Genomic DNA, 23964 nt, shown 5'->3' with positions numbered 1-23964 from the left:
GGCCGAGATCTACACGATCATCAATCAACTGGCCGAGCGCGGCGTCGCCATCGTGATGGTGTCGTCCGAGCTTCCCGAAGTCCTCGCGATGAGCGACCGCATTCTCGTCATGCATGAAGGCCGCCAGAGCGCATTGTTCGACGCGCACGGTGCCACTCAGGAACGCATCATGACGGCCGCTGCGGGCGGCGCAGCCACGGCAGCACCCGCCACGGTGGCTGCATAGCGATCATCCAACCCGAGCAGTCACGGCAGCGCGAACGCCGCGCCGTGCATCCAACTGAACGGTCCCGCGACACGCAGCGGGACAACACGCGAGACACATCATGGCGCAAATGAGCATGACACCGACCAACCGGGCGACGCTGCAAAAGCTCGGGCCGTTTATCGCCTTGCTGGTGATTGCGGGGGGCCTCTCCATCGTCAGCAGCAACTTCCTGACCGTCGACAATCTGCTGAACGTGATGCGTCAGGCGTCGATCAACGCGCTGATCGCATTCGGCATGACGCTGGTGATTCTGCTCGGCGGCATCGATCTGTCGGCGGGATCGGTGCTGGCGCTGTCGTCGGTGATTATCGCGAGCCTGCTGACGTCGGGCACGAATGCTGTCGTCGCGACACTCGCAGGACTCGTCGCAGGCGGGCTGATGGGCTTCGTCAACGGCCTCGTGATCAGCAAGGGCAAGGTCGCGCCGTTCATCGCGACGCTCGGCTCGATGACCGTGTTGCGCGGTCTCGCGCTGGTCGTCTCGAATGGCAGTCCGCTGAGCAGCTTCAATAGCGATTTCTTCTCGCTGCTCGGCGGCGGTTACATCGCGCGCCTCGTGCCGATCCCCGTCGTGCTGATGCTGGTGATGTTCGCCGTGTTCTGGGTCGTGCTGCGCAAGACCGTGTTTGGCCGCCATATCTACGCGACGGGCGGCAACGCTGAATCGGCGCGTCTGTCGGGCGTCAAGGTCGATCGCATTCAACTCTACGTGTACACGCTCTCCGGCGTGATGGCGGCGCTCGCGGGCGTGGTGCTGACCTCGCGTCTGAATTCCGCGCAACCGACGGCAGGCACGGGCTATGAACTCGATGCCATCGCGGCCGTCGTGCTCGGCGGCACCAGCCTGACGGGCGGACGCGGCTGGATTTTCGGCACGCTGGTCGGCGCGCTGCTGATCGGCGTGTTGAACAACGGCCTGAACCTGCTCGACGTGTCGTCGTTCTATCAGCAGGTCATCAAGGGCGGCGTGATTCTGCTTGCCGTGCTGATCGATCGCGGTAACAAGAAAGCGTGACGCGCGAGCCAATACAAGATTCAACGATTTTTCATCACCGGATGCTGGACATTAAAACCAGTTTCACCACACAAGGAAGAAGAGGAAGACACATGCAGAACCCCGTTTCGCCGCGACTCTCGAAGGTTTTCACCGCACTGTGCGCCAGCGCGCTGATCGCCGGTCTGGCTGCGTGCTCGAAGGAAGGCCCGTCGTCGACGTCGGCGGATGCCGGCGCGAGCGCGGCCTCGGCGCCCGCCGCCAATGGCGCGATCACCGTCGGCCTGTCGATCTCGACGCTGAACAATCCGTTCTTCGTGTCGCTGCGCAAGGGCGCGGAAGACGAAGCGGCGAAAGACGGCGTGACGCTGATCACCGTCGATGCGCAGAACGACCCCGCGAAGCAGCAGGCCAGCGTCGAAGACCTGATCGAGAAGAAGGTCAGCGTGATCCTGATCAACCCGACCGATTCGTCGGCGGTGGCGAACGTCGTCAAGGAAGCAACCGCGAAGGGCATCAAGGTCGTGTCGCTCGACCGCAGCGTGAACGGCGCCGACGTCAGCTCGCATATCGCGTCCGACCACAAGGCAGGCGGCAAGATGGCAGCCGACTTCCTGGCGGAGAAGCTGGGCGGCAAGGGCAACATCGTCGAACTGCAAGGCAGTCCGGGTTCGTCGGCGGCGAACGAGCGTGGTGCAGGTTTCGATGACGGCAGCGCGGCGAAGGGCGGCGTGAAGATCGCCACCAGGCAACCCGCCGACTTCGACCGCGCGAAGGGTCTCTCGGTGATGGAGAACATCATCCAGAGCAACAAGGATATCCAGGGCGTGTTCGCACAGAACGACGAAATGGCGCTCGGCGCGGTCAAGGCATTGCAGGCAGCGGGCCTGAAGAACGTGTCCGTGGTCGGCTTCGACGCGACGGCTGATGCGATGACGGCCGTCAAGGACGGCCAGATGGCGGCGACGGTGCAGCAGCAGCCGGAACTGATCGGCCAGTACGGCGTGCAGACGGCGAAGAAACTGGTGGATGGCCAGTCCGTCGACAAGTTCATCCCGGTGCCGCTGAACCTCTATAAGCAGTAAGTTCTCATCCGACCCTTCCCGTAGTACTATCAGGCGCCGAGACACCCGTCGCTGCGCGCCTGACGCTGCGCCCCATGCGGGCGCAGCGCATCCCCGGCAACGCACTGGCGTATGCCATGCGCCGCCTGCGGGTGGCGCGCATCCACTGTTCCCACTATTTAATGATCTGCAGGAAGGCCGCGTGACTCAGTTCGAGCGTCTGACCATCGACGACATTGCCCGCCTCGCGAACGTTTCCCGCACGACGGCCAGCATGGTGCTGAACGGCTATGCCGAGCGCTATCGCATCTCGGCGGCGACGGTCGAGCGCGTGCTGCAGGTGGCGAAAGACCATCACTTCACGCCGTCGCAATCGGCGCGCGCGTTGCGCACGCGCCGCAGCAACACCATCGGCCTCGTTATTCCCGATCTCACCAACTCCGCGCACGCGGCGCTCGCCCAGGCGATGGAATCACTGTGCCGCGAGCGTTACCGGTATCAGCTCGTGCTCGTCACCAGCGACGAAGACCCGGTGCGCGAGACGGAAGGCATCGCGCATCTCGTGTCCCATCAAGTGGACGGCCTGATCGTCGTGCCGTGTACCGCCGACGCCAAACGCTACGAAAAATGGATGAAGCGTCTGCCGCTCGTGTTCGCCGACCGGCGTGTCGAGTCGAGTCGCATTCCGTATGTCGTTACCGATGCCGTCGAAACCGTGGCGACGCTGGTGGGCGAGAGCATCGCGAGGGGCGCGCGCGAAGTGGTGTATCTGGGCGGCCAGCCGGAACTGTCGGCGAGTCGCGACCGTCTGGCGGGCTACCGGCAGGCGCTGCGCGAGCATGGTCTCGGCGAGCAGCCCGACTGGGTATTCGAGCGCGACTATCAGCGCGAGTCGGGTTACGAACTGATGAAGTCATGGTTCGCCGAGCACCAGCGTTACCCGGAAGCGCTATTTGCAGGCTCGATTACGTTGCTCGAAGGTGTGCTGCAGTTCATGAACGACGCACATCAGCTGGCCCAGGCGCCCGCTCAATTGATGACCTTCGACGATCACAAGTTGCTCGATTGCCTGCCTTTCAAGATCGACGCGATTATCCAGGACAGCACGCAACTCGCAGAGCACAGTCTGGGCTGCGTGTTCTCTTTGCTTGCCGGCGATGAAGCGCCGGACTCGCGGCTCGTGCCTGCGCGGATACGCTATCGACGGTCGGGCGGGCAGTGAGTGAGACGCTTGCTACGACGGGCCTGACTGCGAGGCCCGAGTGTTACGTGGCAAGCGGCCAACCGCTCAAGGCAAGCGCGCAATCAGCTGATGTTGTGCCGCCACGCCAAGCGCGCCACGCTCTGTACCCCATGCGCGTCCATCGGCGTGATACACGATCAGCACCGCGTTATCGTGAGTCAGCACATTGGGCGAATCCACGGACACGTGCGCATGTCCCGTCGCATCGGCACGGAAAGTATTGGCCGTGCCCGCACCGTCGAGCGGCGTAAAGCCAATGGGCGACTGGTCGAAGTGATTTTCGAACGCGCTATATAACCCATTCGGTACAAGCCCCGTCAGATCGATCCCCACCGTCTCGTGTCCCTGTGCCGCCGGCGTGAGCGTGACCGTTCCCGTAGCGCCGAGCCAGCGTTGCAGCGTGAAGTGTAGAGGGCGGTCCTGCGCGTCGTAAAGCGGTGTAGCAGGCGCATCGCTCAGGCGTGCATTGCGCACGCCCGCAACGTGCGCAATCCCTTGCGGCCCCACGGCTGCCGGCGCGCCAGCGTCGGCCACGAAAACCTGCGGATCGAGCGGACTGGCCAGAGGCGTTTCCGCCGAAAAGAACGCCGCATGCGTGTCGAACTGCAATTGCGCGGGTGTTTGCGCCCATGCCGCTTGCACGCTCGCCAGCGTAATACCCGCAGTGGCGATGCACCTGAAAAAGCGATTCATCATGTGTGGACAGCCTGTCGTATCGAAGTGAGGAAAGAAGCACAAACGACATCCACGATATCGTCGATCTCACGAACACGACATGCCGGAGCGGCTCGCAAAGCTGCTCGATCGGCTCAATCTGCGCAGACGGCTTGAGTTACATCGATTGCACCTGCACGGCGGTTTTCGCCACGCCGTCGACAGCCGGCGCAATGACGAGATAGCGGCGCCTGTCCGGTGTGGCGGATTGCGGATCATTGGCGCCGGGCGCGACGATCTGGCGGATCTGGCCAATCGTATCGACGATCGCCGATCCAGCCGGGTTGGTCATGAAGCGCGCCAGCGGCTCGATCGGGCCGCTGCCGTCGGCCGCGTTGCTCAAGCCGAGCACGTAGGGCTGCTTCGGCTGCAGGCCCGTCACGGACGCCTGCAGAACCTGCACGACGCCCTGGTCGTACAGCACGACGCTGGTTGGCGCTGGGGCGTTGCTGCCGGCGCCCACGGCCGTTAGCGTCAGGTGCGCAGCTTCGCCCGCCAGCCCGAGCGGCTGGAGGTTCTGCATGCCGTCGCCCTCGGGCACGGCATTCGGCACATAAGCGATGGCCTGCGGTGCCTGCCCGATCGGCACGTTGGCGATGACCTTGTTGGTGGCCGTATCGATGGCCGTCATCATGTCCGAGTTCTCCAGCCCGACATAGATGCGCGATCCGTCACCCGATGGCCAGACGCCATGCGGCATCTTGCCGACGGGAATCGTCGCGACCTGTTTGAAGTTGTCGGTGCGGAACACCTTGACGGCGTTTTCGCCGCCTACCGTGACGTACGCGAATGTCCCCTTGCTGGTCACGGCAAAATTCACGTGATTGGTGATCGGGCCGGTATCCATCGTCCTGAGCAGCGCGAACGGAGGATGCGCGTCGAACACCTGCGTCTTGCCCGTGTCCTTCAACGTGAACCACACCTGCTTGCCGTCCGGCGTCGCTGCGATGTTGGGACAGAACGGGCTGCCTTGCGTAACCTTGCCGACCGTCTGGTGATCGGCAACTGTGATCACATCGATCTCCGGATTGAACGACGAACATACATAGCCATATTTGCCGTCCGGAGAAAAGATCGTCATGCCCGGACCCGCGGGCGTGACGATGCGGGTTTTCTCCGCATAGGTTTGCGCGTCGAGCACGGACACGTAGTTCTCGCCGCGCACCGTGATCCATACTTCGCGTCCATCGGGCGTAAAGAAGGCTTCGTGCGGCGAGCGGCCCACATACGTGGTGTGCTTGATCGTGTTCGTCTGCGTATCGATGAAGCTGACCGAATTCGACGCGATGGCCACCACGGCAAGCGTGTGATGATCGGGCGAATAGCCCATGCCGTGCACGAGCGCCTGGCCCTTGTAGAGCGGGCTGAAGTTGCCCGGCAACGGATCGCCGAGCCGGATCACGCCGATCAGCCGGTTCACGGTGGGATCGATCACCGACACCGTGTTCGAGAACTGCTCGGCGGCATAGACGCGGTCGTGACTCGAGACAGGCACGTTGGCATTGGCGAGCGCGCCAGGAGCCTGCCCGGCATGCGCGGAGCCAGCGGTGCACGCTGCGAGCGTCCAGGCGAACAGAGTGATGGCGGTCTTGTTCACGATTAGTCTCCTTGTTGTCCCGCACGAATGAAGCTGGAATGCGCGTGCTATTTCATCGGCATCGGCATCGGCATCGGCATGGCGTGCGATGAATCATGTGCATCGGCAGATGGCGCGGATGGTTGTGTGGGTGCAGGCCGTGAAGGCGGCGGAGGCAAGCCGATGGCAACGTTCATCGCCGCAATCTCCTGCTGCTGATCGACGATGATCTCCTGTGCGATGCGCCGTAATTGTTCGTTGTGTCCATAGCGCAGCTCGGCTCTTGCCATATCGATCGCGCCCTGATGATGCGGCGCCATCATCGCGACGAAGTCCCGGTCGATATCGCCCGATGGCTTCACGCTCATGTCGTCCATCATGCGCGTCATCGCGCGATCGTTCTCCTGCATGAACGCGGCTTCGTGCGGATCGGCGGCGGACGTGCCCGCCCACGTGATGGACGGCGCGCTGCCTATCAGCACGCCTGCAGCCAGTGTCACGATTGCGCGAGACAGATCGCTACGCATGCGCTTGCTCATCGTTGCTCCTTCCCTGTGATGCGGATTCAGTCGTCAGATACGACGAATGACAAAGGGTTGGCCGGTGCACGTGCAGCATTCGCGATGGAGAATCTGGCCAGCATGCCAGGCCGGCTAACGCCTGATTCGCACTATATGCGTTGTTGCCCGAAGTACGCGGCCGAGGGGACGCGTTTCGAATCAGGCGTGGTTGAACGGCGCATCGAACCTTTCGTCACAGTCAGGAAAAGGCATAACAAACCGGACGTGTAGACCCGACGCGCCACCGGCGAGCTAGAGCAGACAGACCTGATTGAGATCGACCGTACGCCGATACACGTTACGGCCTAGCCACGGCACGAAGGTGTATTCGACGTAGGCATGAACGCCGATGTAGATCCAGTTGTGCAGAGAGGGGGACATGGCAATCTCCTTGCGCGTGATGTCGTGACTGATGCCCGTTGCAGCATTGAATCCAGCATAGATTCGAGGACGTGCAGGTTCCATTGCACAAACGGTCGGGCGCACGATGAATGGGTATGCGGCGCTGCATACGTTCGTATAGGCGCGCAACGGTGTTTGAGGACGGGTTCCCGCACTGCACACGTTCCGGCGATGTCGCCGTCACGGAACGGTGGCTGCCGGACGGGTTTTCAAGCACACTGGGACATCAGTCGATGTGATCAATCCGATGTGCAAACGGAACGGAGACAGCGAATGGATTTGAAGCTGCGTGGGAAGGTGGCGGTACTGACGGGCGCAAGCGTCGGCATCGGGCTGGCGGTGGCGGAAGCATTTGCAGGCGAGGGCGTGCATCTCGTGATGGCCGCGCGACAGCGCGAGCGGCTCGAACAGGTCGCGTCGGACATCGCGGCGCGTCACGGTGTGCGAGTCGTGCCTGTGGCGTGCGACGTGGCGACGCCCGAAGGTGTCGATGCGATCATCGACGCAGCCAGCCAGCATTTCGACGGCGCCGACATTCTGTTCAACAACGCGGGCACGGGCAGTAACGAAACGATCATGGAGGCGCCTGACGAAAAGTGGCAGGCGTACTGGGATCTGCATGTGATGGCGGCGGTGCGTCTCGCACGCGGACTCGTCCCGTCGATGAAGCGGCGAGGCGGTGGCGCGATCCTGCATAACGCGTCGATCTGCGCAGTGCAGCCACTGGGTTACGAGCCGATCTATAACGTGACCAAGGCTGCATTGATGATGTTTTCGAAGAATCTCGCCAACGAGGTGATCAAGGACAACATTCGCGTCAACACGCTTAATCCGGGCCTCGTGTTGACACCAGACTGGGTCAAGACGGCCAAACAACTAACGCAAGATTCAGGCGGCGATTGGGAAGGGCATCTGCAGCAGGTGGCCGATGAGTTCGCGCCCATCCGGCGCTTTGCTACGCCCGCAGAACTGGCGGACTTTGTTGTGTTTCTTTGTTCGGAGCGGGCGAGTTATAGCGTTGGGGCAAGTTACTTCGTCGATGGTGGAATGTTGAGAACGGTTTGATTCCCGTTGATAGGAGGATGTGATTCATACACCTGCAGCAGAATCACATCCGAACCACAACACGGTCTCATGGCCCATCATCCACACACAGCTGCGGATCGCTCACCACACAATCGGCAGCTGGCGCTCCCGCGCCACCGCCGCGCGTCTTTAGCGCGGAGTCGCGCGCAGAAATAGGCAGCCCTTTGGGCAGCAGCACCCACATCCGTATGCGTTCCTTGGTCCGGCTCGCCTGAGCCTGCGCGCTCTGACCGAAGCCATAGAAATAGTCCGCGCGCACAGCGCCCTGAATCGCACCGCCGGAGTCTTGCGCCATCATCAACCGGTCGATGGCGCCGGGCGCCTGCGGATCGTCACGCGTCGAGACAAAAACGGGTGCGCCAAGCGGTGTGGTGCGCGGATCGACGGCGACCTAGCGGCCCGCCGACAACGGCACACCCAACGCACCGACTGGTCCGTTCGGCGAATCGGGAATTAGCCTGAAGAACACGTAGCTCGGGTCTGAAATGGCGAACACGCGCTTCGCGGGCGTGGTGCTGGCCGTTGGCGCATCGGTGTTTCCTGTCTTCGACGCGCTGGCGCCGCCAGGCGTCGCGCCGGTCGTGTTGCCGCTGCTCGCGGGACGATCGGCAGGCGTGACCGATCCGCCGCTTTGCGGTGTCGCTGAAGCGAGCTTGAATCCGCGCAGCAGCGGCGACACGGGTTCGTCGTCGTCCTGCGAGCGCGTCGCGGGCACGCCGCCGACGGCGTCGCCCGGTGTCTGCGCAGCTGCGTTACCCGCGCCGCCCATCGGCGATTCGTCCTGCACGTCGATCTCGACATCCATGCCGCGCACGGTGATGCGCTGTCCGCTGCCGTTTGCGCGCGCGACGGGCGGCTGGAACGGCCGTCCGTTCTGCTCGGCGTAAGCGAAGCGGCGCACCGTGCCATCGCGCATGCGTACCTTGCCCGCGCCTTGGACCTGCATCGAATAGAGCATCACGGGATCGTCGACATACGCGAGGATCGGCGCCTTGAGCGCGCCGCGCTCGATCTCCGCGCGCGTGTAGTACGGAACGATGCGGTCGCGATCGACGCGCAGGCGGATTTTCTTGTCGCGGATGTCAGGCACGCTGTCGCGCAGGTCGAGCACGTAGACCCCTTTGGCGTTGCCGGGCGCAACGTCGGTGACGGGAATGACCGTGCGGCCTTCGATGCGTGCCGCGCTCGCCGAGCCGCGCGCGCTGTCGGGCAGACGTCGCGCGTCGAGATACAGCATGTCGTCGGGCGTGCCGTAGATGGGGTAGAGAAATGCGCCACCGTATTGTCGGCTGCCGTTGAGCAGAGGCTCGTAGTAGCCGGTCAGCGTGCCGTCGCCGCTCTTGTCGGTATTGTGGATCTGATACGCGTTGAAGTAGGTCTCGAAGAACTGACGGATCGCGTCGGGGCGGCTCGCGTCGACACTGCGTGACGCCGCGCATGGGTCCGTCCATCCCGCGCGCGAGCCGAGCACCGTGCAGCTGCGTTTGAAGGCGTCGAGAGAGCCGCTGAGGTCGTCGCTGGACCACCCGGGCAGATCGGCGAAACTGGCCTGCGCGTAGTACGCGTGGCGTGTCGCGAAGGCCATGCTGCTTGCCACTTTAGTAGCGGTGTTCGCGCTGCCGGCGGGTGCAGCGGAAGCGACTGGCGTCGCGGACGTGTTGCGGGCCGCTTCGGGTTGGGTGGACTGCATCGGCGGGACCGCCGCGGGTGGCGGCATCGACGAAGTTGCCGACGAGGTTGCCGATGACGTCGCTTGCGACGAAGCCACGGACGCTGCCGGAGCCGGCTGTCCTCCCGCCGGTCCGAAAGTCGGCGTCGACGCGGGCTGGCTGCCTGCGCAACCGGCGAGCGCCATCAGCAGAGCGAGTTTCCAGGCTACCTTGACCATGACGCCTCCTCGTCGCCGATGCACGGCGCCGTCTCGCGCGCTACTTTGACGAACCGGTCACGTCGATAGTGAACGTCGACGCGCCGAACGTATCGGGACACTGCGCCGCACCTGTTGCACATTGCGGCTTGCCGGCAAAAGGCGATGAACTGGCTGTGCGCTGTACCGCGGCGGCACGCTGCGCGTCTGTCGGAAAATCCGCGAATACCGATTCACCGTGCAGACCACCATCGGTAAAGTCGCGCGGCGCGGACGACACCATCACGAGAAAGTGATTCGGGCCAGCGGGCGCACCTGCCATCATCGGCCAGCTCGCGCGCGGCAACGACAGCGTCTGGCCTGCAGCGATCGTATTGTTCTTGTCGAGTCCGTTCGGAAACAGCAGCAGATACTGCCCGGCGGGACCGACCATGAAGACATACACATAGCCCGCACGATTGCTGCCGACCCGGAATTGCAGATGATCCTTGTTGATCCGCGCGGTCGTGTTGCGCGAGGTGGCAGTCACGCGGATCGACGGATCGGCGAGGGTGACGATGCGTTCGAGTTCGCCATCGGGCGTGTAGGGCGGCAGGGCGGGCGTGGCGGGTTGCGCAGGGTTTGGCGATGGATTTGCCGCCGTGTTGGCGGCTGCGCTTTGTGGCGCGCTTGCAGGCCCGGTTGCCGCTGGCGCCTGCAGCGTGGTATCCGGCACGGGCGACTTCGCTGGACCGGCAGGCGGCTCGCTCTGCGCATGTCCGACACCAGACGCCATCCGCTGATCGCCCGCCGTGGCCGCAGCAGTGACATGCGGCGCATTGCCCGGCGAAGGTCGCAAGGCCAGCCAGCCGCCGAGCGCTGCCAGCACGACGACGGCCACGGCTCCGATACCTATCGCAAGGCCGCGCCGGTTCGATGCGTCCGTCGCGGGGAGTGCCGATGCGCCCGTGCCTGAAGCAGCCACACCGCTGCCCGCTGCCGTAGAGGAACGAACCGTGCTGCCCGAGCCCGCCGCCGTCGCACCGCCGCCGCTCGCAGCAGGCGCTGTAGCACGCAGCGCAGCCAGCGCAGCGGCATCGTCAGGCACATCGTTAGGTCCGCCCAGCGCCAGCCCCAATTCCGCCGCCAGCACCCGCACGTTCTGCGGGCGTTCATCGGGCTTGACGGCGAGCGCGTGATCGATCGCCTGCAGGAACGACGCCGAATAGCGGCCCGCAGCCTGCGTCGCGAGCGGCACGTAGCTATCGCTCATCATCCGGCTCACCGAGGGCGGCGGCGTCTTGCCGACAATCGCGTAATACACGACGGCAGCGAGCGCGTAGATATCCGTCCACGGTCCCTGTTTCAGCGATTCGACTTCCGCATATTGCTCGATGGGCGCATAGCCTGGCTTGAGGATCACGGTCAGCGCCTGCGTCATGTCGCCGATCACGCGACGCGCCGCGCCGAAGTCGAGCAGCAACGGGCGCCCGCTGTCCTTGAGCAGCAAGATGTTGTCGGGCGCGATGTCGCGGTGATAGCACTGCGCACGATGCATCACGTCGAGCGCACTGATCAGCGAGGTCAGCAACGCGCGCAGCCACGCTTCGTCAGGCGGTGTCGGCCTGGCCCGCAAGGCATCGCGCAGCGTGTCGCCTTCGTAATACGGCATCACCATGTACGCGGTGCGGTTCGCTTCCCAGAAGCGGTACACCTTGACGAGCGAATGATGATCGAACTGCGCGAGCAGCCGCGCTTCGTTGACGAAACTCTTCAGGCCCGCGCGGAAGGTTTCTTCATGACGCTCGGAGCGCACCGTCACTTCGGCGCGATGGCTGCGGGTCGCCAGCGCGGAGGGCATGTATTCCTTGAGCGCGACGTTGCGGCCCAACTGCGTGTCGTAGGCGAGATAGACGATGCCGAAGCCGCCTTCGCCGATCAACGCCCGGATTTCGAATTCCGCGACGCGCGTGCCGACAGGCAGCGCGTGATGCGAGTCGTTTCCCGCCGACAGGGGCGGCATGATGGTCGTGCTGTCGGCCTCTGCCGCGCCTGCCGTGTCGGCCGGGACCGGGCGGCTGCTGGACTCGGGCGGCTGGGACACGATTACCGTCTTGTCGTCGGGGCTGGTCATCAGGACAGGTTCCACAGGAAAGTCCAGACGCGCGGCGCTGCGAACGAGCATGCGCCGTCCTCACGCGCATGCGCGTGTGTTTACTAGACGAATCGCGCGGACGTTTTTGAATCGATGGTGAGTGCCTGCAGTGCAGAGCACCGCAGGCGGCAAGCCGCCGATTCAAAATCGCCTGTCCCGATTCGTTTGGTTATAAAGCGTTGCAGGCAATGTCTCGCGGCGCTCGCTCCGCCCGCACGCCCTCGCAGTCACAACGGCTCTCCGGTCGCGTCCATTGACCGTCCAGCAGGAAGACGATGTGAACGAACGCATGAGATTCCCGATGTGCAGCATGGTGCGCACCGCGAAGCGCGACGCTATGTATTCGCGTCACCGGTTATATCTTGTGTGGCGCGCGATTGCCATAGCCGCATTCGTTGGCTGTGCAACCTTCGGCATGGGCAGTGTTGCAATCGCAGCGACGCCTGCTGCATCGGCGCCCGCATCTGCCAGCAGTGTGCAAGGTCTCGCGCCCGAATCGCAGGGCTTCCGGCAAGCTGCCGAGCGCGAACGCGATGCCGAAACACTCCAGTCATTGACCTCGGAAGGGCGTCTGCTGCTCTCGCGCGATCGCGTCACGCTGCCTGCATACGACTATTGCAGCATGGCCGTATCGGCGGCGGAACGCGGCGACTTTCGTGACAGCGTCGAAGCTGCGGCCCGCGCGCTGGTGATGGCGCAGCGCACCGACAACGCCGATCTTGCCGCACTCTCCAAACGCGATCTCGCGATTGCATACAGCTACGCCGGCGATCTCGACGACGCCGAACGCTACGCGAATGAAGCGCTCGCCTCGACGCCCAAGGCGCCCGAACAGGTTTTCGCGCCCTCCAACAAGGTGCTCGGCGACATCGCGCTGCGCCGCGGTCATCCACAGGACGCGCTGGCCGCGTACAACCGTGCACTGGACACGGCCTCGCCGCGTTACCGTCCGCTGGTGTTGCTGTCGATCACCAACGCACAGATCGCAGCCGGCGACACGGCGGGCGCACGCACGACATTCGATTCCGCCAGCCCGGCACCGAGCGCCGATCTCGCCCCGGAGTACCGGCGTATCGAAGGCAATCTGCTGCTCGCCGAAGGCAAGCCGAAAGATGCGCTGCTCGCGTTCACCACGCTGCTGAAGGAGAGCGGCGGCAGCGATGCGAACTACGACCGGCTGTGGGCGCACGAAGGCATTGGCCGCGCCGATCTCGCGCTCGGCGAGCGGCCGAGAGCGCGCGAAGCGTATCTGCAGGCCGTGGACGATTCGGAAAAAATCCGCGCGCGCTTTCGCAGCGAAGAGTTCAAGACGGGCCTTTTCGGCGACACCCAATCCGTGTTCGAAATGGCCATCGCGCTGACGGTGGAAGTGGGCGACTATGCATCGGCATGGAACCTGTCCGAGCGCAGCCGCGCGCGGGCGCTGCTCGATGTGGTGCGCAATCGCGTCGACGCGGGCGTGGACGACCGTCAACTGAACGGCGATGTGCCCGGTCTCCACGTGGTACGCAACACACTGAAGCCCAACGAGACGCTGGTCGAATATCACAGCCTCGAAAAATCGATCATCGTCTGGGGGATCCGCAACGAAGGGCTGAAGGGCTACACGCTGCCGATCGCGCGCGCCGACATGGATGCCGCCGTCACCGATGTCCGCAATGCCATCGTGCGCCGCCGGCCAACGGCCATTACTTACGGCGACAAACTCTATGCGCTGCTGATCGCGCCGCTCGGACTGCGCGCCGACGACAAGCTCATCATCGTCCCGCATGGCGCGCTGCACTATCTGCCGTATCAGGCGTTGCACGGTCCCGATGGCTTCCTGATCCAGCGCCACGCGATTGCGCTCGAACCTTCAGCGAGCGTCGCCGTGCAGCTTGCCACGCGCGAGCGGCAGGTGGCGAGCAACCTGGTCGCCTTCGGCAATCCGACCATCGCGCCTGCCTATGCATTGCCCGGCGCAGAAGCAGAAGTGCGCGGTATCGCGCCGCTGTTTGCGCGTCAGGAAGTGTTCCTGCAGTCCAATGCAACGCGCGTCAGCTTTCGTGAGAACGCGCCAGCAGGACGCGTGCTGCACGTCGCCACGCACGCCGAGGCCGACACCATCGATCCCCTTCATTCGCGCATCCTGCTCGCGCCCGCGACGCAGCCTGCCGATGGCCCGGACTCGCTGCTCGCGAAAGACATCTACAACCTCAAGCTGAATAACGTGTCGCTCGTCACGCTGTCGGCGTGCGAAACGGGCCTGGGGCGGATCGCGCGCGGCGACGAGATTCTCGGCTTCACGCGCGCCTTCTTCTATGCAGGCGCAACCAGTCTGATCGTATCGATGTGGCCTGTCGCCGACGAATCCAGCGCGCTGACCATGCGCACGTTCTATTCGCAACTCGCCGACGGTCACGAAGCCATCGACGCGATGCGCACCGCGCAACTCGCCGTGATGCAGAACCCGCGCTTTGCCCATCCGTTCTTCTGGGCACCATTCGACCTGATGGGAGGCTGGCGCCTGAGCCTTGCGCGCTAAGAAGAACAATGAACAGACTCCGACTGATTGCAGCGGCGTTGCTGGCCTGCAGTGGCAGTGGAACGATCGCCTGGGGCCAGACGCTGCCGAAGGCGGGCAGCATCCTGCAGCAGACCGCGCCGCGCGACACGCGCCCAGCGCCTCCCGGCGGCGGCCAGGCGCTGCCCGCCGTGCCGCCGCAACCGGGCGCGCCGCCCGTGACGGCGGCGGGGCCGCCCTTCGTGCTCAAGGGCATCACGGTCCAGGGCAACGACACGATCCCGTCCGACGAACTGCTTGCGCCCGTGCGCGACCAGATCGGCAAGCAGATCGGTTTCGCGGATCTCGAAGCGATGGCGGCGAAGATCACGCAGGTCTATCGCACGCGCGGCTATCTGCTTGCGCAGGTGGTGATTCCCGCGCAGGACGTGAGCGCAGGCACGGTCGAATTCACGGTGCTCGAAGGCCGCGTCGGCCATGTGCGGCTCGATATTGCGGCAGGCACGCCGATCCGCGAAAACCTGCTGCGCGAGCGCGTCGCGCAGATTCCCGTCGGCCAGCCGCTGCAGCAGCACGATCTCGAACGCACCATGCTGCTGCTGTCGGACCTGCCGGGCATCGTCGTGACGTCGGCGATAGAAACAGGCGACGAACCCGGCACCGTCGATCTGACCATCAGCGTCGCGCCTGCCAAGCGCTGGACCTTCGCGGTCGATCTCGACAACTACGGCGCGGATTCGAGCGGCACCTGGCGACTGGGCGCGCTGGCGCGTTTCAATTCGCCGTTCATGATCGGCGATAACCTCGATGTGCGGGTGCTCGCCAGCGAGCGGCTCGATACCGCGTATGGCCGTATCGGTTATGAAGCGCCCGTCAACGCGTATGGCACGCGCGTGGGCATTGCGCTGTCGCGGCTGAATTACTCGCTCGGCAAGGAGTTCGCTTCGCTCGATGCGCAGGGTGAAGCGACCGTCGCCGACCTGACGGTGACGCATCCGTTGTTGCGCACCCGCAACCAGAACCTGCTGGCGCGCGCGAACCTCGAGTATCGCGATCTCATCGACAACATCGGCGCGGTGGATTCGCACAATCCGCGATCGTTGATCGAAGGCAGCATCGGCCTGAGCTACGAAGGCCGCGATGCGGTGTTCGGTGGCGGCTTCAACAGCGCGGATGTGGAACTGCTGATCGGCAGCCTGCATTTCAGGAATGCGGCCAACGAGCAACTGGATGCCTCCGCGTTCGGACGCAACACCGAGGGCAACGAGATGCGTGCGACCTTCTTTGCGAACCGCCTCAATGCCGTCACGGAGCGCTTCAGCATGTTCGCGGGCATCTCGGGACAGTGGGCGGCTACGACGCTCGACAACTCGTCGCGCTTCCTGCTCGGCGGGCCGCACGCCGTGCGCGCGTATTCGCCGTCGGAAGGGCTGGTCGACGAAGGCTTCGTCGCGACGGTCGAAGGACGCTACGCGGTCAATTCGAAGGCAACCGTGTTCGGTTTCTTCGACTACGGCACAGGCTGGTACAACGCGAATTCGCGGCCGAACCAGGGGCCGAACATCATCACGCGCAGCGGCGTGGGCTTTGGCGCTTACCTGATCGCGCCCGGCGGTATTGCGTTGCAGGGCACAGTGGCATGGCGCACCACAGGCTCCGACACGTCCGGCGACGACAAGGTGCCGCGCTTTTACGTGCAACTGACGAAGACGTTCTGAGGTGGGCGATGAGAAAGCCAATCAACCTGCGACAACGGCGTGCTGGCGCCGTTGCGAGCGCCGTGGCCGCGCTGTTCGCGGCGGCATGCGCGCCCGGCGCGCTGGCGAATCCGACGGGCGCCCAGGTCGTGTCGGGCAACGTCAACGTCAACACGCCGGGCGCCGGTCAGATGACCATCACGCAGACCACGCCGAAGGCCATCGTCAACTGGAACACCTTCTCGATCGGCGCAAACGAAGGCGTGACGATCGCGCAGCCTTCATCGTCGGCGGCGTTGCTCAATCGCGTGATGGGCAACAATCCGAGCACCATCGCCGGGCAACTGCGCGCGAACGGCAAGGTGTTCATCATCAATCCGGCGGGCGTGATCTTCGCGCCCGGTTCGTCGGTGAATGTCGGGTCGCTGGTGGCGTCGACGCTCAACATTTCGAACGCCGATTTTCTGGCGGGCAATTTCCGCTTCGTCGGCAATTCGGTCGCGCCCGTCAGCAACGCCGGCACGCTGATCGCCGGGCCAGGCGGCACGATTGCGTTGCTGGGCGGCAGCGTCAGCAATGCGGGGATAGTGACCGCGAAACTGGGAACGGTCGCGCTGGGCGCGGGCAACGACATTACCATCGACTTCGCCGGCGACGGCCTGACCACGCTGAAGATAAACGGAGGCGCCGCGCATGCGCTGATCGGCAACACGGGCACGCTCGCTGCCGATGGCGGCATGGTGGTCATGAGCGCGCAGACAGCCGATGCGCTCGCGGGCGTGGTGATCAACCAGCAGGGCATCGTGCGTGCGCAAAGCCTTGCCGAGCGCAACGGACATATCGTGCTCGATGGTGGCACCAATGGCGTAGCGATGGTCGGCGGCACGCTCGATGCAACGGGCGGTGCGGGCCTCGCGGGCGGCAAGGTCGATGTGACGGGCTACGACGTCGCCCTCACGGATGGCGCGCGCATCGATGCCAGCGGCGCAGCGGGTGGTGGCACGGTGCGCTTCGGCGGCGGCGCGGCAGGTGGCGATGCGGATCTCCGCAATGCCAATGCCGTGTGGATGTCACCGACGGCGAGCATTCACGCCGACGCGCTGACGAACGGCAACGGTGGCCACGTCGTCGCGTTCAGCACGACGGCGAGCCGCCTGTACGGCACGCTGACAGCGAAGGGCGGTGCACAAGGCGGCAATGGCGGGATGATCGAAACCTCGGGCCATTACCTCGATACCACGGGCGCGACGATCGATGCATCGGCGCCGCACGGAAAAGGCGGCACGTGGTTGCTCGATCCATTCGATGTCTATCTCGTCGGCGACGAGGAAGAGGAAGGCGTGCGCGCCGAAGATCTCCCCGCAGGGCCACCGCCGCCGATCACCTTCACCGCCGAGGGCAACAATAGTGCCTTCACCGAGTCGCAGATCGAAGGACCGCTCAACGCCGGCACATCGGTGACGATCTCGACGGGAACGGGAGGCGGACAGGCGGGCAACATCTACATCGAAACGCCCATCAACAAGACGGAAGCCTCTGCTTTCGTGCCGACGCTGACGCTCAGCGCCGCCGGCTCGATCCTGCTCGATGACCAGAGCATCACGGCATCGGCGGGTTCGCTGAACCTCGTATTCACGGCGAACCAGTCGAAGGCGACGGCCGGCACCAATTTCATCGAACTCGACGGACAGCTGCTCACGAACGGTGGCAGCGTGACGATCGGCGCCGGACTGGATGGCAAATCCAGCGACGGCGTGCGGGTCAGCTTCAGCAGCAACATCGATACGCGCGTCACCGGGCCGGGCGGCGTCGATAATGGATCGGTGACGATTCACGGTTCGAGCCTGCCGGGCAACTTCGCGTCGGCGATCACGCTCGGGTATGGCGTCTCGGTCACGACAGGTGCGGGATCGATCGATCTCGAAGCCAATCAGGGCATCACCACTTCGAGCGGCACGAACGTCCCCGGATTCGAACTCGAAGGGGCGACGCTGACGACCGGCTCCGGCAATATCGCGCTCTATGGCGCCGCCGCGGGACCAGGGAACGGCTGCACGACCTTCGCGACCGAGGGGATCGATATTCTCGATTCGACCATTAGCACGCAAAGCGGCTCGATCGACATTCGCGGTGTCTATACGGGCACAGGTACGCCTGCGCAAAACGCGAACGGGATCGGCGTCAACATTCTCGACTCGAAGATTCTGGCGACCGGGCCGGGTGGGTCGGTATCCATCGCAGGCGCGACCAACCAGCCGTTGCCCGGCGTGCAGATCACGGAGGAGTGCAGCGGCTGCACCCAGATTTCAGCGGGCACGGGCGGCAACGTGACATTGCGCGCGATGAATGACAACACGACCAGCAGCCTGTCGATCGAGGGCGTGACGGCACAGATCACGTCCAGTGGTGGCACGCTGACGCTGGTTCCCGGTGGCGTGGACCCGGCGACCTTTGGCTTTACCAGTGGCGACGCCTTGCCGATCGGGTTGTTCGTGACGGTGCAGGGTCTGAGCATCGACGAAGCGATGTTCTACGGACAGTTCAGTGGCTTTCAGAACGTCGTGCTCGGCAGCACCACGCAGACGGGCAAGTTCACAGTGGGCGGCGCCGGATGTGATGGCACGCCCTGCACGCAGAAGCCCGTCTTCACCACCAACCTGACGCTGGCCAATCCCGGCGCGGGCAGCCAGGGCATTGCGATGAACGATGGCATGTCGCTGCCGGGCTATACGTTGACCTTGTCGTCGGCGGGGCCGGGCACCGATCCGGGTGGCATCCAGGCAGCGAATCTGCTGCTCGCCGGACCGGGAAATTTCACGCTGAGCGATCCGCAGAACAACGTCGGCGTGCTGGCCATGGTCAACGCGGGCAACGTGAACTTCACGAACTCGCAGGGCTTCGCCATCGGTCCCGTTACCAGTCAGAGCTACGACTCGACCACGGGCCAGTTGATCACATTGAACGGCAGCAACTCGACGTTGACAGGCAATCTGGTGGCGCAGGCCACCACGGGCAATCTCGCGCTCAACAGTGGTCTGAGTGCGGGCGGCACGGTCGATCTCGTCGCCGAAAACGGACTCTTCAATGCGGGCAGCGCAGGCGCACTGAGCGCGGCCAATGGCTGGCGCATCTGGGCCAGCACATGGACAGGCGAAACACGCGGCAACGTGCAACCCAACACGACGCAGCCGAACTTCTACGGTTGCACCTTCGGCGCGGGTTGCAGTTGGGGCGGCACCGTGTCCACGACGGGCGATCATTATGTGTACATCGCGAGACCGACCGTGATCGTGAGCGCCAATGGCGCGACGCGCTTCGCGGGCGCACCGAACCCCGTCTTCACCATCAGCACCAGCGGTCTGATCAACGGCGACACGGCGAGCGGCACGCTGACGGGTTCCGTGACCACGCCCGCCAACGGCAATTCGCTGCCGGGCCAGTATCCGACCAACCCGAACTATGCGTCGAGCGTCGGTTATATCGTCGATGAAGTGCCAGGCGCGCTGACGGTGATACCCGTGCTCAATCCCGTCGCCCAGGCGGGCTTGCAATCGTTCTTCAGCAGCGAGCAACAGACCTTCGTCTACGAGAACAACCTGCAAGGCGCGAACATCTGCATTGGATCGAACCAGCCGCTATTCAGCACGGCGCCACCGGGCGATACGCAGGATCTGCTGGCAGTCGAATGGAAGCGTGTGCGTTCGCAACCGAATCTGAACAGTTGCATGTTGCTCAACAGCGCGCATGGTTGCGGCGATTTTTAGTGTCGATCTGAATGGATACTGCTTGTTGCCGTTGCCATGTCGCTATTCAGATAGCGTTGCCACATCGCGTGAAAGGCTGATTCCAGGTTCCGCGCGAATCGATGTGCGTCACCAAGCGGCGAGGCTAGTATGCGTGCGCGCAACGTCTGGCGCACATGCGTGAGCGTCGCACCGTCACTCGCCAAGGCAATGGCCTTTGCCACATACGCGTGCCGGTTCGGAGCGATCCACTCTGCGAGCCCTGCAGCATGCAACATGCTTTCGCAAATGTGCGCGACAAAGCGGTCGCCTGCAAGAGCAATGACGGGAACGCCCATCCACAACGCTTCTACCGTTGTCGTGCCGCTGGAGTAGGGAAACGGGCTGAGCGCAATATCGACGCGATTGTAGGCTTCGAAATAGTGCGCTCTGGGTGATGCGCCTTCGAGAATCAGACGCTCGGGCGCGATGCCATGTACAGCGAACCGGTGTGCCAGCATGTGCTGGACATCGTGTGATTCGAGTTCGAGTGCCTTCAGGTAGAGACGGGATCGTGGCACGGCGCGCAGCAGTTCTGACCAGAGCGCGATAACGTCGTCGGTGACTTTGATGAGCTTGCCGAAAAAGCCGAACGTGACTGCGCCGGTTGTTTGCATCGGTGGCGGCGCAATATCGATGCAATAGGGCGGCGGCGTGAAGCACAGATAGCTTTCAGGCAGACGCCAGGGCTGTTCGACGAAATGGCCTTGTTCGCTTGCGGGCAATACATGGCGGTCGCCGATGATGTAATCCATCGCCTCGCATCCCGTGGTCGCAAAGAAGCCGATCCAGCTTGCCTGTACAGGTGCAGGCTTCCACCAGAACATCGGCAGGCCGGACCACGCGGTGTGACCCGCCAGATCGATCAGTATGTCGATGCCGTCGTCGAACACGCGCCGCGCCGCTGACCCGGTGTCCATTCCCGTGAGACTGTGCCACGCGCTGAAGTGCTTTCTGAGTCTCGCGCTGACCTCGTCTTCGTCGGAACGCGTGGCGTATGCAATGGGTTCAACGCGGGTGCTGTCGAGGTGCGCGAGCACGTTCTCAAGAAAGATGCCGACAGGGTGCAACCGGAGATCGGGCGAAACGAAGCCAACGCGCAACGCCCGGCCCGCCGATTGAGCGGCGCGTTGCCAACGGTCATGCACGAATGGTTGCGCCCGGCTTGCCATGACTCGGCCGTGGCGCAGGGCGTCTTCCAGAAACTGCTGTGGCGTGACGCGCGCAGAACCGGCAGAGCAGAACAGCAGACGTTGCAGCGCCAATGTCGTGCTGTCAGGATCAAGACGATGAGCTGCGCGATATGCATCGATCGCGCCGTCCAGATCGCCCTGTGCGCGCAGAATATCGCCAAGGCAAACATGCATCGATGCATTGGGTGCGCCCGCCGCGATTGCACGGCGGCAATGCGTGAGCGCGTCGGCGTACTGCCCGCGCTTGAGCAGCACCAGCGACAGGTTGTGATGCACGGACGCATCGGCGGCATTGAGTTCGAGTGCGCGCCGATAGCTGGCGGCAGCCGCGGCGAGATCGTCGAGTCCCTGATACGCATTGCCCAGATTGTTATGTGCTTCAGCCAGTGCCGGTGCGAGTTCCACTGCGCGCAACGCAGTCGTCACCGCGAGCATGTGCGATTGCTGACGGCGCAATACAGCGGACAGATTCACGTAAGCCTGCGCGAAGTCCGGGCGCAATGCGATGGCCTTGCGATAGCTCGCTTCTGCTGCCTGCAGATCGCCCGCATCCTTCAAGGCATTGCCGAGATTGTTATGGGCCTCTGCAAAGTCCGGCTGCAGCGCGAGCGCCTGGCGAAGATGAGCGATAGCCTGCGCGAGCCGCCCCTGTTCGCGCAACACGATGCCGAGATCGTTGCAGCACACGGCATCCGGTCTTGCCGCCAGCGACTGCTGCATCAGCGCAATGCCGGCATCGCGTTGGCCGGTCTGACAGGCGAGCAGTCCGAGCCGATGCAGCGCGTCGGGTTGTACCGGCGTCACTCAACTCACCTTCAGCACAGTCGATTGCATATCGTCGGGATCGGCGATCCAGACGGCCAGCGCGCTGAAATTGTCGTGGCTTGCGGGCGCCATGCTGCGCACGCGTGCCGCGAGCGCGCCGAGCCATGCATCCGGCGTCGCGGCGCCGCCCAGCGCCTCGCTCATGTAAGTCTCGTCGACATACTCCCACAAGCCGTCGCTGCAAAGCAGGAACGCATCGCGATCGAGCAGCGCAAACGTGCCATCGAAGCTGTCGATGTCGAGTTCGCCCGGCGTACCGAGCGCGGCAAGCAACACATTGCGGCGCGGGTGATGACGCGCGTCGCCAGGCTTGATCAGGTGCGCATCGACCATCTCCTGAACCAGGCTGTGATCGCGCGTTTGCACGCTCACTTGTCCGCCGCGAAAACAGTAAAGCCGCGAATCGCCACAATGCGCCCATGCTGCAGTGCGCAGTTCGCAGTCGATGGCCAGCAGCACGACGGTCGAGCGCATGTCTTTCAATGCTGCGTCGCCATGCGCCTGTTCTTCGAGAATGTTTGCGTTTGCATGTTCGATGGCGCGCACGAGGCGTTGCCCCGTGGGCGGCAACTCGGCGACGGTCAGATAGCGCAGGTCGGCGAGCACGCTATTGACGACGATGGCCGACGCCGTATCGCCGCCGCCATGGCCGCCGGCGCCGTCTGCAAGCACGCAGTAATAGAGACGCTCGCTTGACCAGTCGCCCGTCGCGTCCTCGTTGCGCGGCCGGCCGCCGCGATCGCTCAGGCTTGCTGTGGCAAGTCGCACAGGAAGCCTCTGGCGGAATCGGTCTCGGCCGGTGACGGTGCGCGCGACTGCTCGGAGAGAATGCCCAGCACGATCAGTATCGCAACACGGTTCTCCACGGCAATGTCGATGCCGAGCGTATGTTCGATCCATTCGCCGATGCTCGTTGCAGCGAAGTCGGCGGGCAGGGAACCTTTTTTCAGCGTCACGCCGAGCTTGCGGGCGCGATAGTGATACGACGCGATCCGGTAGCGCGCCGCGATCTGCGACAGGCCGCCTTTTTCATTCGACAGCCAGCCGAGGCTGCCTGACAGCAGCAGCCAGTCGGGTTCGTCGAGTCCCGCAATGAAGCGCGTGGCGGATTCGCGCACGCATGGCTCGTCGAGCCCGTACTGGATCAGCACGGAGCCGACGGGATCGCTCTGCGCGGCAACCTGCTGCTCGACTTCGGCGTGCACGTTCTCATCGTCGAACGAGACGTTGCGTTGATGGGCGGCATTGCGCAGGCAATCGATCAGATAACGTCGAAAGTACGCACACACGGCATGCCCCGTCGATGGTGCGCTATGAAGTGGAAACGCTTCCGGATGGGGATTGGTGGCTTCCAGGCGAAATACCTTGAAGTAGATGAACTGCGAAATGAGTTCTTCCTTGTCTTCGCCGAGTGCCTGCAATTCGAATGGATGATAAGCCTGCAATGCGCGGCGCACGACCGTATAGATCGACGCCATCTCGTCGCGATTGAGCGACGTGCGCCGTTGCCACAAGTCCGGCAACGCACTGTCGCAAACGCAGTCGGACGCGTGTGCGCTTTCGATGTGTGTCACATGTCACCCCGCATGTTGAGCACAGTGTCACGCTGTGCGGATTCAATTCCCGATGTGCGATACGTGTCAGTTCGATTGAGGCAGGGAAACCGGAATGCCGCCAGGGTTCGCATCGCGACGTCATTCAGCGCGATGCGAGGAACACATTTTCACCGAAACACTGCGAAAAGCAACGCTTAAGGTATTGCACAGAAGGCGACAAAAGCTATATGAGGGTTTACCTTGTCAAATTGAGTACCTGCATGTTTTCAATTTCGTAAACGCGCGACGTTTACTGATGACAATGATCTCGATTGGTGAGTAATCCGTTATCAATAAATTTTCGATGAAACCTTATAGCGCAAGGTAAATACGCGCTGCACAAAGGCATCATCGTGTTTGTTGCAAGCTGCGTACGAACGTACATTTCATTCTTTTTTAAGCGCCACTTCTTTCGAATTCGAGACCATGCATGCGCTCCTTTTAATTTGAATATTGCGTGC

The 23964-nt window shown here is 63.5% G+C and carries 16 protein-coding genes and 2 pseudogenes; 8 read left to right on the top strand and 10 right to left on the bottom strand.

The window, feature by feature from the left end; genetic code table 11:
• The 4 genes and pseudogenes from DK391_RS33190 to DK391_RS33175 all read left to right on the top strand — a co-directional run.
• Positions 1-226: pseudogene (locus DK391_RS33190) on the top strand (D-xylose ABC transporter ATP-binding protein); the annotation flags it as partial.
• A 115-nt stretch (positions 227-341) separates the two neighbouring features.
• Complete coding sequence (rbsC, locus tag DK391_RS33185; RefSeq protein WP_343225461.1) at positions 342-1283, top strand: ribose ABC transporter permease; 942 nt, start codon at positions 342-344, stop codon at positions 1281-1283.
• 92 nt (positions 1284-1375) lie between these two features.
• Positions 1376-2347: a D-ribose ABC transporter substrate-binding protein gene (locus DK391_RS33180; protein ID WP_109482232.1), complete on the top strand. Its 972-nt coding sequence runs from the start codon at positions 1376-1378 to the stop codon at positions 2345-2347.
• Positions 2348-2528: 181 nt separating this feature from the next.
• Entirely contained in the window at positions 2529-3548 is a 1020-nt protein-coding gene (locus DK391_RS33175) for a substrate-binding domain-containing protein (protein WP_109482231.1), read from the top strand.
• Positions 3549-3614: 66 nt separating this feature from the next.
• Here the strand turns inward: DK391_RS33175 and DK391_RS33170 are convergent, their stop codons facing one another.
• From DK391_RS33170 to DK391_RS45640, 4 genes are all read right to left on the bottom strand, one after another.
• Positions 3615-4265 (bottom strand): hypothetical protein, encoded by a 651-nt coding sequence (locus DK391_RS33170; RefSeq protein ID WP_239483024.1) that lies wholly within the window; start codon positions 4263-4265, stop codon positions 3615-3617.
• A 136-nt stretch (positions 4266-4401) separates the two neighbouring features.
• Positions 4402-5865 (bottom strand): YncE family protein, encoded by a 1464-nt coding sequence (locus DK391_RS33165; protein WP_239483025.1) that lies wholly within the window; start codon positions 5863-5865, stop codon positions 4402-4404.
• Between the two features lie 62 nt (positions 5866-5927).
• Complete coding sequence (locus DK391_RS33160) at positions 5928-6428, bottom strand: DUF305 domain-containing protein (RefSeq protein ID WP_275426840.1); 501 nt, start codon at positions 6426-6428, stop codon at positions 5928-5930.
• Positions 6429-6671: 243 nt separating this feature from the next.
• Positions 6672-6800: a hypothetical protein gene (locus DK391_RS45640; RefSeq protein ID WP_275426839.1), complete on the bottom strand. Its 129-nt coding sequence runs from the start codon at positions 6798-6800 to the stop codon at positions 6672-6674.
• A gap of 294 nt (positions 6801-7094) precedes the next feature.
• Here DK391_RS45640 and DK391_RS33150 point away from each other — a divergent pair, with 294 nt between their 5' ends.
• Positions 7095-7886 (top strand): SDR family oxidoreductase, encoded by a 792-nt coding sequence (locus tag DK391_RS33150; protein WP_109482227.1) that lies wholly within the window; start codon positions 7095-7097, stop codon positions 7884-7886.
• A 67-nt stretch (positions 7887-7953) separates the two neighbouring features.
• Here DK391_RS33150 and DK391_RS45450 read toward each other — a convergent pair.
• The 3 genes and pseudogenes from DK391_RS45450 to DK391_RS33140 all read right to left on the bottom strand — a co-directional run.
• Positions 7954-8286 (bottom strand): annotated as a pseudogene (locus DK391_RS45450) (3D domain-containing protein); the annotation flags it as partial.
• A gap of 12 nt (positions 8287-8298) precedes the next feature.
• Positions 8299-9795 (bottom strand): MltA domain-containing protein, encoded by a 1497-nt coding sequence (locus DK391_RS33145; protein WP_239483023.1) that lies wholly within the window; start codon positions 9793-9795, stop codon positions 8299-8301.
• A 40-nt stretch (positions 9796-9835) separates the two neighbouring features.
• On the bottom strand, positions 9836-11938 hold the full coding sequence (locus tag DK391_RS33140; RefSeq protein WP_109482226.1) for a serine/threonine-protein kinase: 2103 nt from the start codon (positions 11936-11938) through the stop codon (positions 9836-9838).
• Between the two features lie 247 nt (positions 11939-12185).
• Between DK391_RS33140 and DK391_RS33135 the strand changes: the two genes are divergently transcribed.
• Genes DK391_RS33135 through DK391_RS33125 form a run of 3 tightly spaced genes read left to right on the top strand, consistent with a single transcriptional unit; the run spans position 12186 to position 19872 of the window.
• Positions 12186-14432 (top strand): CHAT domain-containing protein, encoded by a 2247-nt coding sequence (locus DK391_RS33135; RefSeq protein ID WP_239483022.1) that lies wholly within the window; start codon positions 12186-12188, stop codon positions 14430-14432.
• An 8-nt stretch (positions 14433-14440) separates the two neighbouring features.
• Positions 14441-16129, top strand: a complete 1689-nt coding sequence (locus DK391_RS33130) for a ShlB/FhaC/HecB family hemolysin secretion/activation protein (protein ID WP_109482225.1) — start codon at positions 14441-14443, stop codon at positions 16127-16129.
• Between the two features lie 8 nt (positions 16130-16137).
• Positions 16138-19872: a filamentous hemagglutinin N-terminal domain-containing protein gene (locus tag DK391_RS33125; RefSeq protein WP_109482224.1), complete on the top strand. Its 3735-nt coding sequence runs from the start codon at positions 16138-16140 to the stop codon at positions 19870-19872.
• Here DK391_RS33125 and DK391_RS33120 read toward each other — a convergent pair.
• The 3 genes from DK391_RS33120 to DK391_RS33110 are packed head-to-tail and all read right to left on the bottom strand — an operon-like array spanning position 19869 to position 23386.
• Positions 19869-21887, bottom strand: a complete 2019-nt coding sequence (locus DK391_RS33120; protein WP_239483021.1) for a tetratricopeptide repeat protein — start codon at positions 21885-21887, stop codon at positions 19869-19871. The genes DK391_RS33125 and DK391_RS33120 overlap by 4 nt on opposite strands.
• The gene (locus DK391_RS33115) at positions 21888-22676 is read right to left on the bottom strand and encodes a protein phosphatase 2C domain-containing protein (RefSeq protein WP_109482223.1); all 789 of its coding nucleotides are present in this window, start codon (positions 22674-22676) and stop codon (positions 21888-21890) included. It lies immediately after the preceding gene.
• Positions 22652-23386, bottom strand: coding sequence for a hypothetical protein (locus DK391_RS33110; RefSeq protein ID WP_109482234.1), 735 nt, complete (start codon positions 23384-23386; stop codon positions 22652-22654). Before DK391_RS33110 ends, DK391_RS33115 begins: the two co-directional genes overlap by 25 nt.
• Positions 23387-23964 lie beyond the last annotated feature (578 nt).

The sequence above is a fragment of the Paraburkholderia sp. C35 genome, assembly GCF_003121405.1.
Classification (GTDB): Bacteria; Pseudomonadota; Gammaproteobacteria; order Burkholderiales; family Burkholderiaceae; genus Paraburkholderia.
This window is presented reverse-complemented; position numbering and strand designations above follow the sequence as displayed.

Coding starts and splice junctions, on each gene's coding strand:
- DK391_RS33110 (WP_109482234.1), bottom strand. CDS start 23,386: ATGGCGTCGATCTATACGGTCGTGCGCCGCGCATTGCAGGCTTATCAT.
- DK391_RS33145 (WP_239483023.1), bottom strand. CDS start 9,795: ATGGTCAAGGTAGCCTGGAAACTCGCTCTGCTGATGGCGCTCGCCGGT.
- DK391_RS33180 (WP_109482232.1), top strand. CDS start 1,376: ATGCAGAACCCCGTTTCGCCGCGACTCTCGAAGGTTTTCACCGCACTG.
- rbsC (WP_343225461.1), top strand. CDS start 342: ATGACACCGACCAACCGGGCGACGCTGCAAAAGCTCGGGCCGTTTATC.
- DK391_RS45640 (WP_275426839.1), bottom strand. CDS start 6,800: ATGTCCCCCTCTCTGCACAACTGGATCTACATCGGCGTTCATGCCTAC.
- DK391_RS33140 (WP_109482226.1), bottom strand. CDS start 11,938: ATGCTCGTTCGCAGCGCCGCGCGTCTGGACTTTCCTGTGGAACCTGTC.
- DK391_RS33130 (WP_109482225.1), top strand. CDS start 14,441: ATGAACAGACTCCGACTGATTGCAGCGGCGTTGCTGGCCTGCAGTGGC.
- DK391_RS33125 (WP_109482224.1), top strand. CDS start 16,138: ATGAGAAAGCCAATCAACCTGCGACAACGGCGTGCTGGCGCCGTTGCG.
- DK391_RS33170 (WP_239483024.1), bottom strand. CDS start 4,265: ATGATGAATCGCTTTTTCAGGTGCATCGCCACTGCGGGTATTACGCTG.
- DK391_RS33150 (WP_109482227.1), top strand. CDS start 7,095: ATGGATTTGAAGCTGCGTGGGAAGGTGGCGGTACTGACGGGCGCAAGC.